We start from the raw sequence: 18574 nt of genomic DNA, 5'->3' as shown, positions 1-18574 counted from the left end.
ATGTATGGCAACTCAGTTTTTTCAGAATACTGTATTGAAATGAAGCTCTAAATCAGGTACAGTATAACAGAAAAGTAATAAAAATTATTTCTAATTTTTTGTAAGGTCAAGGTGCTTTGCAAATTTTAAATATTTTTTGGATGAAAAATTTCTTTGTAAAATATAAAAGTCCTTTGGCTGTTTTTATGGCCATTATCATTATGGGCGGATTGTTTACTTACAGCAAATTGCAATCTTCACTATTTCCTGAAATTACTTTTCCAAAAATTAAAATCATAGCTGATGCCGGACAACAACCGGTGAATAAAATGATGATTACTGTTACCAGACAGTTGGAAAATGCTGTAAAGCGGGTGCCTGATTTGCACATGATACGCAGCATTACCAGCCGGGGAAGTTGCGAGATATCTGCTTTTCTGAATTGGAATGCGAATATTGATGTGAGTAAACAAAGAATTGAATCGCGAATTACAGAAATTATGAATACGCTACCGCCTGGTATTCAAATTACGGTGGAACGTATGAATCCTTCCATTTTGCCGGTAATTGGGTATTCTTTGGAAAGTAACACCCGATCGCCCATTGATATGAAGCTGCTGGCTTTGTATACCATTAAACCCTTTTTATCGCAGGTAGCCGGTGTTTCTGAAGTGCGGGTTATTGGCGGAAAAACAAAAGAATACTGGTTAATTGTAAATACCGATAAAATGTCGGCATTGGGTGTTACCCCCGATTCAGTGAACTATGCATTAAGCCAGACTAATTTCATCAAATCGAACGGCTATCTGGCCGATTATCATTTATTGTATTTATCACTTACCGATGCATCGGTAGTTTCGAAAGATCAATTACAACATATTGTTATCAGCAATAATGGTAAGCGCATTGTGCAGTTGCAGGATATAGCCGATGTGCAAATTCGTGAAGCGAAGGAGTATATCAAAATCAATGCAAACGGAAGGGAAGGTATTTTGCTGGCTGTTATTAAACAGCCCAATGCCAACTTAATTCAGGTAAGCAGCGATATGGATGCCAAACTGAATGATCTGAAAAAAATACTGCCTCGCGATGTAACCATACATCCTTATTATGAGCAGGCCAATTTTGTAAAAGATGCCATTAAAAGTGTAAGCGATAGTTTATGGATAGGGTTATTGCTTGCAATAGTGGTGGCTATTATTTTTCTGCGTTCACTGAAAGCCAGTACCGTTATTCTGTTTACCATACCGGTTACAATTTTACTCACTATTATCTGTTTGTATGCTATCGGACAAACATTAAATATTATGACGCTGGGCGCACTGGCGGCTGCTATCGGTCTAATTATTGACGATGCGATAGTAGTAGTGGAGCAAATCCATCGCACCCACGAAGAACATCCTGCCGAATCCACCAATACCCTGTTGCAAAAAGCCATTCATTATTTATTTCCTGCCATGGTGGGATCTTCCTTAAGTACCATCGTTATTTTTTTACCTTTTGTATTGATGAGTGGTGTTGCAGGTGCTTATTTTAAAGTAATGACCAATACCATGATTATTACTTTAGTCTGCTCATTTTTTGTAACCTGGTTACTGTTGCCTGTTTTGTATTTGTTGTTTACCCGCAATGCGTCTGTAAATGCAGTAGGCAAAAAAATAAAACATGGCCATGAAGTAAAGCAACAGAAATGGGTGGGTTTTTTTATCCGTAAACCTTATATCAGTATATTGTTCATCGTAATTTTAGGTGCTTCCATTTATGTTGTATATCCTAAATTAGCTACCGGCTTTTTGCCCGATATGGATGAAGGAAGTATTGTATTGGATTACAGTTCACCACCCGGTACTTCATTGGAAGAAACAGACCGGATGTTAAGGCAGGTAGAAAAAATAATTGTAAAAGTGCCTGAAGTAGAAGCTTATAGCCGTAGAACCGGTACACAAATGGGATTTTTTATCACAGAACCCAATCGGGGAGATTACCTGATACAATTAAAGAAAAACAGAACCCGGACCACGGAAGCGGTAATTAATGATATTCGGTTGAAGATAGAAGCAACGCAACCGGCTTTGCGAATTGACTTTGGGCAGGTAATTACCGATATGTTGGGCGATTTAATGACATCGGTACAGCCAATAGAAGTTAAAATTTTTGGGAATGATCAGTCGAAGTTGCAAGAGCTGTCCCGACAGGTGGCTGCAGTGCTGAATACTGTTCAGGGAACGGCTGATGTTTTTGATGGTATTGTTATTGCCGGGCCGTCGGTGGTGGTTACACCTAACTATACCGCCTTGGCGCTATATGGTATTACACCTGCCAGTTTTCAATACCAAATGCAGAGTGCTTTAGAAGGCAATGTGGTGGGTAGTGTATTTGATAAGGAACAGTTAAGTAATATTCGGTTTATTTATCCAAACAGTGCCAAATTATCGGTAGCACAGGTAAAACAAGCACTCATTTTTCTTCCCAATGGGAAAAGAATACCTATTACTAATTTGGCCACAGTTGCATTAAGTAGTGGCGATGCAGAAATACAAAGAGAAAATTTGCAAAATATGGGGGTAGTTACTGCAAGGTTAGATAATCGCGATTTGGGTAGTACCATGCAGGAAATTCAACAAAAAGTGGCCGCAAAAGTAGCATTGCCGCAAGGTTATTTTATCAGTTATGGCGGTGCTTATGCAGAGCAACAGCAGTCGTTTAAAGAGTTGCTGGTAATTTTAATTACAGCCAGTTTGCTGGTGTTTGGGGTCATATTGTTTTTATTCAGAGATGTAAAAATTGCATTGATTATTATATTGGTAGCAGTACTGGGTATCAGTGGCAGTTATTTGGCACTCTACCTCACCAATACTCCGTTAAATGTGGGTAGTTATACCGGTCTCATCATGATTGTGGGTATTATAGGTGAGAATGCCATTTTTACTTATTTGCAGTTTAGGGATTCATTAAAAGGAAAAACCAATGTGGGCAGGGTAGATGAAGCGATTATTTATTCCATTTCTACCCGGTTAAGGCCCAAATTAATGACGGCGTTGGGCGCTATTATTGCTTTAACGCCTTTGGCGCTCGGTATTGGTACTGGAGCACAAATGCACCAACCCTTAGCCATTGCTGTAATTGGCGGATTTATTGTAGCATTGCCTTTGTTATTGGTAGTGTTACCAAGCTTGTTGCATTTGTTATATAAGAACAGTAAACCTTTGGTACAGGAAGAAGAAATGTAGAATATAAAAAACAGAATTCTGTTATGGTAATTTCATAAAAAAGAGGCTTTCTCTTGCTTTTGAGATAGCCTCTTTTAATTTGAGCCAATTATGAAAATGGATATTTTGTATTGGGCTCAATTTTTTTATTTGTTGTGAATTACCTTTATCAGGAAATTTAAAATTGAGTTGAAAATCCAAAATAATAACTTCTTCCAATGGAAGGAATAATACCTGGTCCAGGATATTCATCAGTTCTTCGTGTAAAATATGATTTATCAGTTAAGTTATTCACACCCACTTTGATTGCAATTTTTTTGATGGTATATGTCATGCTGAGGTCAGCAACTGTATATCCAGGTATATAACCTGCAATTGGGTCAGTACTTGTTTTTACATTTGAAGCATCACCGTAAGCATCACCAATATTATTTATCTGAAAAGTTGCTGAAAAATGGGGGTTATTAAAAATAATTCCAGTGCGATTGATAGTCTTGGCAGCAGCTTCAACCCGGTTGCCCTTGAATTCTCCGGTGGTATATCTGGCATCAATGAAAGCAAACGAATTAAAAATACTAAGTCCTGTTTTTGATTGTGCATTCAGGTATTTTAAAATATTAAATTCCAAATAATTCTCAACACCTTTATGAACACTATTCGCTATATTCTTGCGTACAGAGTATTCCATTCCGGTATTTGGGTCTGTTTGTACTAATACTCCAATTCTATTATTATAAGCCAGATAAAAAACACCCAAATCAAAATTAAAATAATTTTTAATGGTGCCTCTATAACCTAAATCTGCATTGAAGCCATAACTGTCTTTTAGATTGGGGTCAATTCTGGATGTTATTCCGAATGGTTCTAACTGGCTATATTCAATAGGCCGGTATGCCTGGCTGATATTACCGTAAATATTGGTGTAGGTTCCTGTTTTATATGAAATGCCCATGCCAAACAATGGAAAAGTTCTTGATCTGTTTTCTAAAACATTTTGTTTTGTTCCATTAGTAGTTTTATAACCAGTTGCAGTACTGTTTAAATATTCAAATCTAAAACCGGGGATGATGGACAGCTTGTCACCGAACTTAAAAATATTTTCAATAAAAGGAGCGATGTTTGTAGTGGTAAAATTTAAGTTATAACCCCAATCGCCCCGGATTGATAAATCAAAATCACTGTTGGTAGTTCCTTCTCCTCCCCCAAGCCTTTTTAACCATGCATATGAATGTCTGATACCTCCTGAAATAGTTGCTTGTTGATGTACAAATTGGTATTGATGCGAAAATCTGAATTCTGTTGTGATGTTTTTCATATTTTGTATCCCCACTTCTCTAGGAACATAGGTATTTGTAATGGGGTCAATTGTATCTTGGGCAGCCGGGCCACCATCTTCGTTTCTCCATACCAGAGAACGATTCCCATATAAATATGTGCTCTTTATACTAATTATGCTGTTTTTAGATAGATTGTAATTCATTGATAAATTAACAATATTCCAAGGCGTTTTCAGCCAGTTTCTGGAACGTGTTGACATTCTGGGATTAGCCTGAAACTGGCTATCTGTTAATCCCCCCGGCATTTGTATGGTATTACGAAGCAAAGAATATTCTGCTGTAACATTCAGCTTTTCAGAAATTTTATACTGCAATTTTCCAAAACCTGATAACTGCCATTGTTTACTATTAGGTCTGTACCCATCCATATAGCGATATTGGATGAAAGCATAATATGATAGTTTTTTAAAATTACCTCCAATTGAATTAAAAGAATTGAAAAGCCCATAACTGCCTGCAGTTTGCGAAGTATAAAATTCAAAGGGTTTATTGGCAGGTGCATCTTTTGTAATATAGTTTACCAAACCTCCAAATTGAGCGCCAAATTGCAATGCTGCTGCACCCCTTACCATTTCAATTCTTTGAACTGCTTCCATAGGAGGAAGGTAATAGGCTTCATTGTATCCATATATATCAGCACTAATGTTATAACCATTTTGGCGGGTATTCATTTCAATGCTTTGAATAGGGTTAAGCCCCCTTGTTGCAATTCCGTTTGCAGTAAAGCCACCTGTTTCAGTTTCAACAATATTTAATCCGGGTATCCTGCCTAAAATTTGTCTGGTATTATTGATAGCCTTATTTGCATCCAAACTATCTACCATAATCACTTCGCTTTTTTTACCGGCATAAATAATTCCATCTTTAAAATCTGGCATGTGACCTATTCCGCGAACGGTTTTAAAACCAATAACTGAAACATTTTTAAGTGTGTGTACGTTTATGCTGTCAATTTTTTGTGAGAATAAAATAATGGGTAATAAAAGCCATTGTAGCAGAAGTATTTTCTTCATGAGATTTTTTTTTCACAAAGAAAATTGCGAAATCAATGATATAATAACTGTATCGGGAAATTCTGTTTACGATATCTGGAATTCAAAATGAGCTACTAAAATATATTTTATTAAAATTATTCTTATATTACTTTGATGCAAAAAAAACAGCAATAGTTTATAAATGCTGTTTTTTATATATTTTTAAAATTTAATTATTTATTCAACCTCAGCACCCATTCTTTTGCTTACTTTTTTTCTGTCTTCTTCATCCAACACCACTTTACGCATTCTGATGTTTTTAGGCGTTACCTCAATACACTCATCCTGCTGAATGTATTCCATACATTCTTCCAATGTTAATTGAATTTTTGGGGTAATGCGTACACTATCATCGCTACCGCTGGCACGGTGGTTGGTTAATTTTTTAGCTTCTACTGCATTTACATTCAAATCGCCGGGTTTAATATGCTCGGCAATAATTTGTCCGGCATATACTTCTTCGCCGGGTTCAATAAAGAAACGGCCGCGATCCTGTAATTTATCGATAGAATAGGCAGTAGTGGTACCGCCAAATTTAGCAATCAGCACACCATTGTTTCTTCCGGGAATAGGCCCTTTCCAGGGTTTGTATTCACTAAAGCGATGGGCCATTACAGCTTCACCTGCTGTGCCTGTTAACATTTGAGAACGTAAACCAATTAATCCTCTTGATGGTATTTCAAATTCAAGGTGCTGCATTTCACCTTTGCTCTCCATCACCAACATTTCACCTTTACGTTGAGTAACAAGGTCAATTACTTTACCACTAAATTCAGCCGGTACATCTACTACTAAAATTTCATAAGGTTCATGCTTCTTGCCATCTACTGTTTTCACCAATACCTGTGGGTTTCCCACGGTTAATTCATATCCCTCGCGGCGCATGGTTTCAACCAATACACCTAAGTGCAGAATGCCCCGTCCAAATACCAAAAAGCTATCGGCACTGTCTGCATCTTCTACTCTAAGGGCTAAGTTTTTCTCTGTTTCTTTCATCAGGCGGTCGCGCAGGTGGCGAGAGGTAACAAACTTTCCGTCTTTACCAAAGAAGGGTGAGTTATTGATGCTGAACATCATACTCATGGTAGGTTCATCCACGCTGATAATGGGTAATCCTTCGGGATTTTCAGTATCGGCAATGGTATCGCCAATGTTAAAATCTTCCAGACCAACAACCGCACATAAATCGCCACACAATACTTCCGTTACTTTGCGTTTGCCCATTCCTTCAAAAACGTATAATTCTTTTACTTTATTTTTTTTGATGCTGCCATCTGCCTGCACCAATGCAATGTTCTGGTTTTCTTTAATGGTACCGCGGGTTACTTTTCCAATTGCAATTCGGCCTAAGAAAGAAGAGTAATCTAATGATGTAATTTGTAATTGCAATGAACCTTCCTGAATGGTAGGTGGTGGTACATGTTTTAAAATGCCATCCATTAACGGGAAAATATCTTCAGTAGGGGTTAGGCTGTCATTAAACCAGCCATTTTTACCGCTGCCATAATAAGTTGGGAAGTTCAGTTGTTCTTCAGTAGCATCTAAGTTAAAGAAGAGTTCAAATACGGCATCATGCACTTCATCGGGGCGGCAATTGGGTTTATCTACTTTATTGATAACAACAATAGGATGCAGATTTAATTGCAATGCTTTTTGCAATACAAAGCGGGTTTGGGGCATGGGGCCTTCAAAAGCATCTACCAATAATATTACCCCATCTGCCATTTTCAATACTCGTTCTACTTCACCGCCAAAATCACTGTGGCCGGGCGTATCAATTACATTGATTTTAACGTCTTTATAAGTAACAGCGGCATTTTTACTAAAAATAGTAATGCCCCTTTCTTTTTCCAGATCATTGCTGTCCATAATTAAGTCGCCGGTTTCCTGATTGTCTCTAAAAACCTTGGTAGCCTGTAGTATGCGGTCTACTAATGTGGTTTTTCCGTGGTCAACGTGTGCAATGATCGCAATATTTCTAATATCCATAAAAAAATTTAAGGCTGCAAAGGTAAGGTTTTACAATGGGTTTACCGCTATTCATCTTTTAGTTAACCTGCTGTTAATACGGAATGCCTTAACTTTATAAAAAATAATACTATTGATACGTTGGATAATTATGCTGTTCGTAAGTGCCATTGGCCTTTCGTTTGTTACCCAAAAAGCTGTGAATGGAGATAAGGTAACAACCCCGCCGGGTACTGTTTTGCTGAAACCGGGGTTATACATCGATGCTTATGAAATTAGTGTGAGCAACTGGAAAGATTTTGCCGAAGGATGGTTATTGGGCCGGGAGAATGATACCGCTACCTATGCCGCTATGTTGCCCGACTCGCTGGTATGGATTTCTTACCGGCAAAGAGGGGAAGAATTTATTCAAACCTATTATCGCAGCAATAGTTACAATAATTATCCCATGGCAGGTATTAGTTATGAACAGGCGCAAGCATTCTGTGCCTGGCGTACCGACCGGGTAAATGAATTGCTGGCACGCATGCCGCATCCTCCTTTTAGAAGTGTTACCTACCGCCTGCCCACTGAGGCTGAATGGGAGTTGGCAGCCAATGGGAAATTAGATTCTATAAAATATCCCTATGGTTATACGGGTATTTACAGCCTGTATAAAGGCGATTCTGTTAAAAATTTTAATTGCCGTTATCCGGATGATGATTCCCTTCGGGTGGGGCAACGCGATATTATGCCGGTTAGTTTTTCCATCCCCAATCAATATGGTATTTACAATATGATTGGCAATGTGGGTGAAATGATTGCCGAAAAAGGGGTAGCCAAAGGCGGGCATTACGATTTGCCAATAGCATATTGTACGGTTAAAGAACGCATGTCGTATAAAAGCCCCAATCGATGGTTAGGGTTTCGGTGTGTATGCGAAGTTGTAACCGCTGCACCCTTTAACCGGAAAAATGAAAAACCAAAAAAACGAAAACCGGTAAAAGGGTTTAGCGATCAATAATTTATACCCGCACATAAATTTTGCGTTTGTCTAAATAATAACCAACCAGCCAGCAAAGCAGCATATACGAAATAGAAAACAAAAACGAGCCGAAATAGGCACCTGCATGGCTATATATGTTTGTGTACAACCACTGAATAACGCCATGGTATCCTTCAATGGGAATCATGTAAAATACCGTTACCAATAGTTCTGACAACAGATAAATGAATAGCGGATTTTTTCCGAATACCTGAAAGAAATAGCTGATTTTACTTTCGCCTAAATTTTTGAAGCTTACAAAATACATAACGGCAGCTATCATCATACAGTCTAACCCAACGGTATGCAATACAAATGCACTGGTCCATAATTTTTTGTTGATGGGGAAGGAGAAGTTCCAGAAATACGACAATACAAATAATCCAAAACCTGCTAATAATAATTTGGTGAGGGTTTCATACGTATTTCCTTTTTTCTGAATAAAGGCGCCTGCCATATAACCTGCAATTACATTGGCAATGGCGGGAATGGTGCTAAGCCAGCCTTCGGGGTCAAAGGCAACCCCCTCGCCATGATACATATGGTTGGGGCCCATTAACCAAACATCTAAGTAATAACCTGCATTGGTAGTCATGCCATAGGGATCGGTAGGGTCGCCCAAATAATACATAATGGCCCAGTAAATAAACAATAGGGCAATGCCAATATATAAAGCAGTTTTAGGTTTTAAAAACCAAATGAGCAGCGATGCAATGCCATAGCAAAGGGCTATCCGTTGTAACACACCCATAATACGTGTGTTGGCAAATGGTGCTGCTTGTATATGGTGTTGTGCATCAAAGTGAAAAAAAGGAAACCAATACATCAGGTAACCCAATAAAAAAATGAGCAGGGTGCGTTTTAAAATTTTGCCTACTACCCAGCTATTGGCTTTGCCTGCCCATTTGGGCATTACAAAACTCATGGCATTTCCTACCGCAAAAAGAAAAGAAGGGAATACCAAATCGGTTGGCGTAAATCCATTCCAGTGGGCATGTTGTAACGGCGCATACGATAATGGACCACCAGGGGTGTTTACAATAATCATGAAACAAATGGTCATGCCTCTGAATATATCTAAGGCAGTAAAGCGTTGTGTGGGGGTTAACATAGCAATCGTTGGTTTGTGGTTAGGGATGCTTAAAAATAAGCAATAAAAAACGCAAACAATGCAAGTGGCCATTAAATTATACCCTTTTTAATGCACAAACCTTTGCGTAATTGCAAAAAAATGCCGGTTCTTTCGGGAATAAAGAACCGGCAAATGTTGGGATGCGTATGAAAAGATTACCAGATTTTTATCCGTTCGTTTTCGGGTAAATACATTTTATTGCCCGGCACCACATGAAATGCTTTGTAGAAAGGGGTAAAATTCATTAAGGGGCCATTTACCCGATACATAGCAGGTGAATGGGGATCGGTATTAATTAACCTACGGGTGTAAGCATCTTTTTCTTTAGAACGCCAAATTTGGGCTAATGATAAAAAGAAGCGCTGGTCGGGTGTAAAGCCATCTGTTTTTTGGGTACTGTCCTGTCCTTCATTAGTCATTTTAAATGCATCATAGGCAATGGCAATACCTCCTATATCGGCCATGTTTTCTCCGGTGGTAAGCGAGCCGTTTACATGCACGCTATCCAATACCGTAAATCCATTGTACAAATGAACAACTTGTTGCGATTTGTTTTTGAACTGATCGTAATCGGCTTTACTCCACCAGTTTTTCAGGTTGCCCTCTTTATCGTATTGCGCACCCTGATCATCAAAACCGTGGGTCATTTCATGGCCAATTACCATGCCTATGCCGCCATAATTAATGGCATCATCGGCCTTGGGATCAAAGAAAGGGAATTGCAGAATACCGGCAGGAAATACAATTTCATTGTATAATGGATTGTAGTAAGCATTGATGGTAGGGGGTGTCATTTCCCATTCTGTTCTATCTACCGGCTTGCCCAATTTCTGTATCATGTATTGATAATTGTTGGCTTCTGCTGCCATTACATTGTCAAAATAATGATTGCGGTCAATATTTACTTTGCTATAATCTCTCCATTTGTCGGGATAACCAATTTTTTTAATAAATGCCTGTAATTTTTCTTTGGCTTTTTGTTTGGTTGAATCGCTCATCCAGTCTAAACGGTCTATCCTTTGTGCAAAGGCGGTTTGTAAATTATGCACCAATGCATCCATACGTTGTTTGGCTTCTTTGGTAAAATATTTTTCTACGTACAATTGTCCCAACGCTTCTCCAATTTGGCTGTCAATGGTACGGTAAACACTTTCCCAACGGGGCTTCATTTGTGTTTGTCCGCTCAATGCCTTCCCGTAAAAGTTAAATGATGCCTGTACAAATGGGGCGCTTAAAATACGTGCTGCACTGTTAATGGTATGCAGGCGCAAATACAACTGCCAGGTGCCTAAGGGCTGTGTAACAATTAATTGATTGAGTTTGGCAAAAAAATCGGGCTGCTGTATGTTTACTGAATCAACCTGAATATTTAATGTTTTTAACAACATGGGCCATTGTAAATTGGGCATTGTTTTGGCAAGTTGGCTTACCGCCATTTTATGATAATTGGTTTGCGGGTCGCGAAGGGCAACATTGGTTTTATGGCTTTCTGCCATTTGTTTCTCCAATGCATACACCAGTTCTACCTGTTTGCCTGCGGTAATGCTATCGGTGCCGGTTAGCATCAATAACTTTTGCATGTAAGTTTTATATGCAGCCACTACAGCCTGAGTAGCAGCATCTGTTTTAAAATAATAATCGCGGTCGGGTAAACCTAAGCCACCCTGCCCAAATACGGCAATGGTAGCCATACTGTTTTTATCGTCGGGATACACGCCAAAATCGAATAGCATATTGCTGCCGCGGGTATGTGCCTGAGCTGCATATTGAATCATGTTTTCGGGGGTTTTAAGGCTGTTGATGGCAGTAAGAAAAGGCTGAATGGGCGTATAGCCCAACTGATCAACTTTAGCTGAGTCCATACCCGATGCAAAAAAGTCGCCTACTTTTTGTTGAATACTGCCTGCCTGCCCCGGATTTTTTTCTGCTTCTTCTAAAATGGTGTGAATGTTGTTTTTGGTGCGGTTATACAAATCTAGAAAAGAGCCGGCACCTACTTCTGAAGCCGGAATGGATGTTTTCTTCATCCAATTGCCGGTTGCATATAAAAAGAAATTATCACCCGGCTTTACCGATGTGTCAATGGCACTCAGGTCAATAAATGCCGATGGCTTTGCCGGCTTTTCTTTACAACCGGTGAATAATGCAACGCTTAACGTAGCACTGCAAAACGCTGTTTTTACAATATTCATGTGCATGGTTTTTGTGAATGGAATGCCGGTAATGGTTACCACACAGCAATTCCTTTGAATGAAATTCTAAAGTAATACAAAAACATATTGACTGCCTAAAAAGTTGATGAGTGGGAAGTGATGGCATTAAAAAAAATGGAAGATATACAAGCCTGCATTAAAAAAATTACTAATGGTGGTAACAAAATATTTGTTGCCGCAGAATGGATGGGAAGTGTAGTTATAAAAAAAGGCCGTCTAACATTGAGACAGCCTGCATTGAATGATTTGTTAGGAAGCTTTCACCACTTCTTTTTTTTCATTTTGTTTTTTGTGTGGTCTGCTTTTGCCGAAAGAACCTTTAAAACGTTTTCCTTTCGCAGTTTTTTTGTCGCCTCTACCCATAATGAAATGATTTTTAATATTTGTGTGAGGAACAAAAATAAAAAATCCTGCTGAAACAGCAGGATTTAATTCTGTAGTGCAGAAAATTACATTTTGCTGCTTAATTCTTTACCTGCTTTAAAACGGGCAACTTTTTTTGCTTTAATTTTAATAGGTGCACCGGTTTGTGGGTTACGGCCTGTACGGGCAGCACGTTTAGAAACAGAGAAAGTTCCAAAACCTACTAAAGTAACTTTACCGCCACCTTTTAAAGTTTTGGTTACTGCTTCAACAAATGAATCTAAAGCAGCGTTTGCCTGTGTTTTAGTGATTTCAGCGTCTTCTGCAATTTTTGCAATTAATTCAGCCTTGTTCATAGATGATTGTTTAATTAGTTAAATAACAAAAACAAATGTATAGGCTTTTACCAATTAACAAAATATTTTTTCATTTTTTTTGAGCACATGTTTTGCCCCAAAATACTGTAAGCACAAGGCTTTCCCTAAAAATATCATTATTTCAATATTCAATAGTATAAGGGTTTAATCCTCTGAAATGCACTGTGGACAAGGGTTTTGCATGCTTAATCATAGAAAATGAGACACAGCAAGGGTTTACGGGAAATATAGGGAAGTTTGTTCAATGAAAAAATAGTGGTAAAAAAGCTTTCCACATTCAATGCACAACTTGCATAAGTGTACTAAAACTAAGCATTTGCTGTCCCCATTTTTGCTGAATTTGCTCATGTAATAACCGTTCAAATTCATTTCTAAAGCGTTTTATCTGTGTAATAGAGGGCGCATAAAACTGTATGGCATAGGTTTTTCCTTCGCTTTCATCGGTTTCTAATAATTCAACCCATTGGTATTGTTCAAAACAACCGGTTTGCATAATGGCAGGTATGTGTTCGGCTTTCATCCATTGTAGCCAATCGGAAATGATAGGTGTCGCAATATGTGATGTTATATTATAAATAATCATACACTTAATTTAAGACTTGCAAATACAGGACAATGGTCGCTGTGTTTTACATCGGGAAAAATTGCAGCTTCTGTTAATTCATCCTTTAGGTTATTCGTAATACATATATAGTCAATTCTCCATCCTTTATTTTGTAAACGTACCGAAGGGAATCGTTGGCTCCACCATGAATAAGCACCTGTTTGTGTAGGATGTAAGGTTCTAAAAGTATCAACAAATCCTGCTGCTAAAAATTTGTCCATCCAGGCTCTTTCTTCCGGTAAAAATCCCGATGAATTTTTATTGCCTTTAGGATCATGAATATCTATTTCTGTATGTGCAATATTATAATCGCCGGTAATAATTAATTGCAGCCTTGTTTGGCGTAATGTTTTTAAATAATCTAAAAACTCATCTAACCAATGGTATTTATAGGTTTGCCGTTCAGAGCCACTGGTGCCGGATGGGAAGTAGGCATTGATTAACGTAATGGCTCCAAAATCTAATCGTATTACCCTTCCCTCAAAATCGCTTTGTTCTTTTTGGTGGCCCCAAAAAACAGCATCGGGTTTTATTTTGGTGAAAACCGCTACGCCGCTATATCCCTTTTTTTGCGCCGAAAACCAATAGGTATGGTAGCCTAATGTTTCAAAAGCACTGCTGTCTACATCTTCTTTAACGGCTTTGGTTTCCTGTAAACAAATTACATCAGCAGGATCGGTTTGCAGCCATTCCACAAAACCTTTTTTAGTGGCAGCACGAATGCCGTTTACATTATATGAAATAATACGCATATTTTTTGTTGCCATGGTTCAATTTTTTAACTGAATGTGGAATAGCGGTTATTGTATTAATTCACTTGAATTACTTTGCCTGTGGGGAAAGTAAAACCCAAACTTAACACCAGCTCATAGGTTCCAAAAGCTTGTTTGGCACGGCCTTCATACACTTTTAAATTGCTGTAACGTGCATAATCAACCTTGTTGGCAAATTCTAAATAAGCATATTTAAAAAAGGTAGCACGCACGGCGCCTTCAAAACCCATATTCCACCCACCCAACTGAAAGCCGGCATCGTTATTTTGCCCAAACAACATATTTTGTACATGCGGAATAACAGGACCAATGCCACCTTTGCCCAAGGCATCTATTTTTAAATTGCCATCACCCGTTTGGTAAATATGCCAGCGTTTTACTAAATTAAACAATAAAAAATTAGCACCATTATTTAAATAATAGGCAAAGCCATTGGGTTCATTAAAAGCAACCGTAGTATCTACCTGCCGGTTGTTCAGTTTGCCCGTAATATGTGCATTCTGGTCGGCAAAAATATATTTGGTGTGGTCGAAGTTGATTTCAAAAAACAAATCTTTTTTTCTGTTAATTAAAAATCCCAAACGGTAATTGTATTGCGGAATGGAAATAGGAATGCGCAAAATACCTTCATCCCAACCAATATGGTCGTGTGCTTTTACGGCTTTGAAAGTATAATCGTTACCTAATGCCGGTTGTACTACTTTAATGTTGCTGTGGGTATACCACTCTTTATTGTAACCCCATGAAAAATAAAATTCTCCTTTTCTATTTTTTTTGTGTTTTGTTGTGCCTGTTGTTTGTGCTTTTACCAAATGCATGCTGCCTGCTACACAAATCATCACCATGGCCAATGCTCTTAACTTACGCTTCATAGTTTGTATTTTATATTTTGATTGCCTGCTGTTTAACCTGTTTATTCAACTCCCCCGATGGTTTGTATGGTTGATAGTGCTATTTCCTTCATGGGTTTATCAATAGGGTATATGAAATTGCCCGCAAAAGTATTGTGTAAATGTTAACCTGCAATTTTTTGATTTCAATTCATTAATTACCGTAATTTGAAATGTAAACCTTACCCCGCATGCTTTATTCTATTGAAATAATAGACAAAGGCGCAGGGCTTTCATCAGGAAATGTTTTAAGTGGATTATTATGAAGACAAGCGAAAGAATTATTCCGGCCACGCAGAATTTTTATTTAGAGGGTTCTAAGCCCCGAGTACATGAATTGAAATTTGCATGGCGTGTATTCATAGAGTTTTTGAATAGTTTTCGGGTATTGCATTTTGTAGGCCCCTGTATTACGGTATTTGGAAGCGCAAGGTTTAAACCCAATCATCCATACTATCTGGCAGCAGAAGAATTTGGGAAACGAATTGCTAAAATGGGTTTTACTACCATGACAGGTGGCGGACCGGGCACAATGGAAGCCGCTAATAAAGGCGCTTTTGAAAATGGCGGTCAGTCGGTGGGTTGCAATATTAAACTGCCTTTTGAACAAAAACCCAATCCTTATGTGCATACCTCACTTACCTTTAATCATTTCTTTTCCCGAAAAGTAATGATGGTAAAATATTCGTATGCATTTATTATTATGCCCGGTGGTTTTGGTACCATGGATGAGTTTTTTGAAACCCTTACCTTAGTGCAAACCCGCACCATTACTCAGTTTCCAATTGTAATATTTGGAAAAGAATTTTATAAACCATTAATGGATTTTATAGAAGAAATGGCTGAACAGGGTACCATTACACGTAGTGATATGGATTTGGTACTGTTTACAGATGATTACGACGAAGCCATGAACCATATTAAAACCTATATCCGTAAAAACTATGTGCTAAAGCCCAGAAAGCGTTTCTGGTGGTTATTGGAAACAAAATAGGGTTACAGGTTTTACTAATACCTCTGTTTTTTAATCATTCATGCAACCATTTAATTTATTCCTGAATTCAGCTTCCTTAAAAAAATTGTAAAGGCAATTTTTATAGCAGTGGTTGTGTTTTTTGTATACTTTTTACATTATAAAAAATATAAATGTATTTCAGGTATTAATCATTGTAAACAATACTCATTTCCATAGTGCTTCTTCTAACCGGTTTTTAGGAAACCCCATTTATTTTGTCTGGCCAGTAGACAGGTTTTCATCCATTCTTTTAATCAATTACAAAATGTGCTTTCGGGGCTAATCCGTTTTAAAATATATGCAATGCACTGTAATGTTGTGTGTAGTTTATTTGGGTAGATGGATTTACTTTTATTGTTATTTTAAGCTATTTATCCAAAACCATCCATTCCTGGATGCTGCGTTATACAAACCAACGCATCATCATAACAAATTAAATAGGCTAACTATTTTTAGTTACACCCTTCAAAAAATGTTACATCTTACCACAGCGTGATGAATGGGCTGGCGAGGGATACTTAATTACAGCTGCATACACCACATCCCACTTCGCCTTCAATTGATATTCATCAAAAAAAATCATTGCTTCATCAGTAACAGGTTAATGCGAAAAAATAGATTCGCCCGTTGCAAACCGAATACAGACCGCCATTTCCTCCCATTTCCTGCACATTCATTGGCTAACAAAACAGATAGCCATTTACCCAATTCTTTTTTTATATTCTTGATTAATCACTACATTCATTGCGCTAATTTTTTAAGAAGTGCATAGAGGAATGGGGCCTGCAATCGCTGGTAGTTTCATCCTATTGCCTGTACAAAATAGTGTAAAGCATATTTATCCATATCAATCAACACAACCGTATGAAAAAGAAATCGAACGATGCTTCAACCAACCATTCCCGCCGCAATTTTTTACGCAATACTGCATTAGCCGCTACCGGCTTCTATATTGTTCCGCGCCATGTTTTAGGCAAAGGCTTTATTGCGCCTAGCGATAAACTGAATGTTGCCGGTATTGGGATAGGCGGAAAAGGCGAAAGCGATTTATGGAATTTTTACCAAAGCGGCAAAGCCAATATTGTGGGTTTATGCGATGTAGATGACCGTATGGCAAAGACAAGCCGTGCCCGTTATCCTAAAGCAGCTTATTATAAAGACTATCGGGAAATGCTCGATAAAATGCACAATAGCATTGATGCGGTATCTGTATCTACCCCCGACCATATGCATGCGGTAATAGCCATGGCTGCCATGCAATTGCACAAACATGTGTATGTGCAAAAACCCATGGCGCACGATATTTATGAAGCCCGTACCATGACTAAAGCCGCCCATCAATATAAAGTGGTAACACAAATGGGTAACCAGGGTGCTTCCGGTGATGGTGTTCGGCAGTTAAGAGAATGGTACAATGCCGGCATTATTGGTGAAGTAGATACCGTATATTGTTTTACCGACCGTCCCGTATGGCCACAGGGTATGGGCTGGCCCGCTCCTGATCCAAATATACCTGCCGGATTAGATTGGAAATTATGGCAGGGTACAGCTCCCCTAAAAGAATATGTGGATGGCCTGTTGCCTTTTAACTGGCGCGGTTGGTGGGATTATGGTACCGGTGCATTGGGCGATATGGGTTGCCATTTAATGGAAGCGCCATTCCGTGTGCTGGGTTTGGGTTATCCTACCGCCGCAGAATGTAGTGTAGCTACACAATACACCAAGCCATGGACAAGATCCTTCCATCCGGAAAGTGGTCCTATTGCTTCACATATTACCTTAACGTTCAACGTCAATGGCCGTACCGTTAAATTGCATTGGATGGATGGTGGCATACAACCCGACCGTCCGGAAGAGCTGGGGCCAAATGATGTATTTGGCGATGGCGGCAATGCCATTTTATTTGTAGGCAGTAAGGGGAAAATGATGGCTTCCACCTATGCTGAAAATCCTAAATTATTGCCTCTATCTCGAAATGAAGAAGTACATGTGCCCCAAACCATTGCACGGGTACCCGGTAGTGCCAATGGCCATTATGCCGCCTGGGTAGAAGCCTGTATTGCCGGTTATGGCAGTAAGGAGCAAAAAGAACTTAGCTCTAACTTCGATTTAGCCGGTCCCTTAACAGAAATTGTCATTATGGGTAATCTGGCGATTAGAAGTTACAATATTCAGGAGCCCAATCCCAAGAATCCCAATAGCTTTATTTATCCCGGCCGAAATATTCAATTGCAATGGGATGGCGCGAATATGCGGGTAACCAATTTTGATGCTGCCAATGCATTTGTAAAACGGAATTACCAAAATGGCTATCATTTGTAAGCAACGAAAGTTAACGTAATCGTATATATGCACAACGGCGTAGTTTTTCAGCTACGCCGATTTTTTTGTAGCATTGGCTATGGATAATCATTTTTTAAAAGCAGAATTGTAGATGTAGCAAAAGCTATAAATTTATAAACGTAACTCGGCGTATGTTTTCAACTACGCCGAATTTTTATGTAGCATTTGCTACGGGAAATCATTTTATCATCATTGGTTGAGTGTAGCGGATGCTACAAAAAAGCAGGGCGTAGGCACAGCCATACGCCCAGTGAATTCGTTTATTTTTTCAGCTATGTGGTTTTAAAAGCATCTCGGCGTATGTTTTCAACTA

At 38.6% G+C, this 18574-nt stretch carries 13 protein-coding genes; 4 read left to right on the top strand and 9 right to left on the bottom strand.

Going from position 1 to position 18574, the window contains the following annotated elements:
• The first annotated feature begins 140 nt into the window (after positions 1 to 140).
• A complete protein-coding gene (locus tag EO766_RS15845; RefSeq protein WP_287101513.1) occupies positions 141 to 3209 on the top strand; it encodes an efflux RND transporter permease subunit in 3069 nt (1022 codons plus the stop codon).
• A 157-nt stretch (positions 3210 to 3366) separates the two neighbouring features.
• Here the strand turns inward: EO766_RS15845 and EO766_RS15840 are convergent, their stop codons facing one another.
• Together EO766_RS15840 and typA are read right to left on the bottom strand one after the other, a co-directional pair.
• Positions 3367 to 5538, bottom strand: a complete 2172-nt coding sequence (locus EO766_RS15840) for a TonB-dependent receptor family protein (RefSeq protein WP_218331553.1) — start codon at positions 5536 to 5538, stop codon at positions 3367 to 3369.
• A 198-nt stretch (positions 5539 to 5736) separates the two neighbouring features.
• A complete protein-coding gene (gene typA, locus EO766_RS15835; protein ID WP_074418345.1) occupies positions 5737 to 7548 on the bottom strand; it encodes a translational GTPase TypA in 1812 nt (603 codons plus the stop codon).
• A gap of 112 nt (positions 7549 to 7660) precedes the next feature.
• On the opposite strand from typA, the gene EO766_RS15830 reads away from it, so the two are divergent.
• On the top strand, positions 7661 to 8530 hold the full coding sequence (locus EO766_RS15830; RefSeq protein ID WP_176713008.1) for a formylglycine-generating enzyme family protein: 870 nt from the start codon (positions 7661 to 7663) through the stop codon (positions 8528 to 8530).
• A 1-nt stretch (position 8531) separates the two neighbouring features.
• Here EO766_RS15830 and EO766_RS15825 read toward each other — a convergent pair whose 3' ends face one another.
• From EO766_RS15825 to EO766_RS15795, 7 genes are all read right to left on the bottom strand, one after another.
• Positions 8532 to 9662 carry an acyltransferase family protein gene (locus tag EO766_RS15825; protein WP_074419563.1) on the bottom strand — a complete coding sequence of 377 codons (1131 nt, stop codon included), beginning with the start codon at positions 9660 to 9662 and terminating at the stop codon, positions 8532 to 8534.
• A 176-nt stretch (positions 9663 to 9838) separates the two neighbouring features.
• On the bottom strand, positions 9839 to 11875 hold the full coding sequence (locus EO766_RS15820; RefSeq protein ID WP_074419567.1) for a M13 family metallopeptidase: 2037 nt from the start codon (positions 11873 to 11875) through the stop codon (positions 9839 to 9841).
• 270 nt (positions 11876 to 12145) lie between these two features.
• Positions 12146 to 12259, bottom strand: a complete 114-nt coding sequence (locus EO766_RS15815; RefSeq protein ID WP_068246315.1) for a 30S ribosomal protein THX — start codon at positions 12257 to 12259, stop codon at positions 12146 to 12148.
• Positions 12260 to 12345: 86 nt separating this feature from the next.
• Positions 12346 to 12615, bottom strand: a complete 270-nt coding sequence (locus EO766_RS15810) for an HU family DNA-binding protein (protein ID WP_068246313.1) — start codon at positions 12613 to 12615, stop codon at positions 12346 to 12348.
• Positions 12616 to 12913: 298 nt separating this feature from the next.
• Positions 12914 to 13219 carry a DUF4286 family protein gene (locus EO766_RS15805; RefSeq protein ID WP_074419564.1) on the bottom strand — a complete coding sequence of 102 codons (306 nt, stop codon included), beginning with the start codon at positions 13217 to 13219 and terminating at the stop codon, positions 12914 to 12916.
• Positions 13216 to 14007, bottom strand: a complete 792-nt coding sequence (locus tag EO766_RS15800; protein ID WP_245634905.1) for an exodeoxyribonuclease III — start codon at positions 14005 to 14007, stop codon at positions 13216 to 13218. The genes EO766_RS15805 and EO766_RS15800 overlap by 4 nt, the downstream gene beginning before the upstream one ends.
• A 41-nt stretch (positions 14008 to 14048) precedes the next feature.
• Entirely contained in the window at positions 14049 to 14885 is an 837-nt protein-coding gene (locus EO766_RS15795) for a hypothetical protein (protein ID WP_143439160.1), read from the bottom strand.
• A 280-nt stretch (positions 14886 to 15165) separates the two neighbouring features.
• Here EO766_RS15795 and EO766_RS15790 point away from each other — a divergent pair, with 280 nt between their 5' ends.
• Together EO766_RS15790 and EO766_RS15785 are read left to right on the top strand one after the other, a co-directional pair.
• On the top strand, positions 15166 to 15897 hold the full coding sequence (locus tag EO766_RS15790; RefSeq protein ID WP_074419566.1) for an LOG family protein: 732 nt from the start codon (positions 15166 to 15168) through the stop codon (positions 15895 to 15897).
• An 885-nt stretch (positions 15898 to 16782) separates the two neighbouring features.
• Positions 16783 to 18240 carry a Gfo/Idh/MocA family protein gene (locus EO766_RS15785; protein ID WP_287101508.1) on the top strand — a complete coding sequence of 486 codons (1458 nt, stop codon included), beginning with the start codon at positions 16783 to 16785 and terminating at the stop codon, positions 18238 to 18240.
• Positions 18241 to 18574 lie beyond the last annotated feature (334 nt).

It is taken from the genome of Hydrotalea sp. AMD (genome assembly GCF_004100315.1).
Taxonomy (GTDB): domain Bacteria; phylum Bacteroidota; class Bacteroidia; order Chitinophagales; family Chitinophagaceae; genus Hydrotalea; species Hydrotalea flava.
This window is presented reverse-complemented; position numbering and strand designations above follow the sequence as displayed.

Bases quoted from the DNA above. Each gene is read 5' to 3' on its own strand.
- EO766_RS15815 (WP_068246315.1), bottom strand. From the start codon at position 12,259: ATGGGTAGAGGCGACAAAAAAACTGCGAAAGGAAAACGTTTTAAAGGT.
- EO766_RS15790 (WP_074419566.1), top strand. From the start codon at position 15,166: ATGAAGACAAGCGAAAGAATTATTCCGGCCACGCAGAATTTTTATTTA.
- EO766_RS15795 (WP_143439160.1), bottom strand. From the start codon at position 14,885: ATGAAGCGTAAGTTAAGAGCATTGGCCATGGTGATGATTTGTGTAGCA.
- typA (WP_074418345.1), bottom strand. From the start codon at position 7,548: ATGGATATTAGAAATATTGCGATCATTGCACACGTTGACCACGGAAAA.
- EO766_RS15805 (WP_074419564.1), bottom strand. From the start codon at position 13,219: ATGATTATTTATAATATAACATCACATATTGCGACACCTATCATTTCC.
- EO766_RS15845 (WP_287101513.1), top strand. From the start codon at position 141: ATGAAAAATTTCTTTGTAAAATATAAAAGTCCTTTGGCTGTTTTTATG.
- EO766_RS15840 (WP_218331553.1), bottom strand. From the start codon at position 5,538: ATGAAGAAAATACTTCTGCTACAATGGCTTTTATTACCCATTATTTTA.
- EO766_RS15820 (WP_074419567.1), bottom strand. From the start codon at position 11,875: ATGAATATTGTAAAAACAGCGTTTTGCAGTGCTACGTTAAGCGTTGCA.
- EO766_RS15785 (WP_287101508.1), top strand. From the start codon at position 16,783: ATGAAAAAGAAATCGAACGATGCTTCAACCAACCATTCCCGCCGCAAT.
- EO766_RS15800 (WP_245634905.1), bottom strand. From the start codon at position 14,007: ATGGCAACAAAAAATATGCGTATTATTTCATATAATGTAAACGGCATT.
- EO766_RS15810 (WP_068246313.1), bottom strand. From the start codon at position 12,615: ATGAACAAGGCTGAATTAATTGCAAAAATTGCAGAAGACGCTGAAATC.
- EO766_RS15825 (WP_074419563.1), bottom strand. From the start codon at position 9,662: ATGTTAACCCCCACACAACGCTTTACTGCCTTAGATATATTCAGAGGC.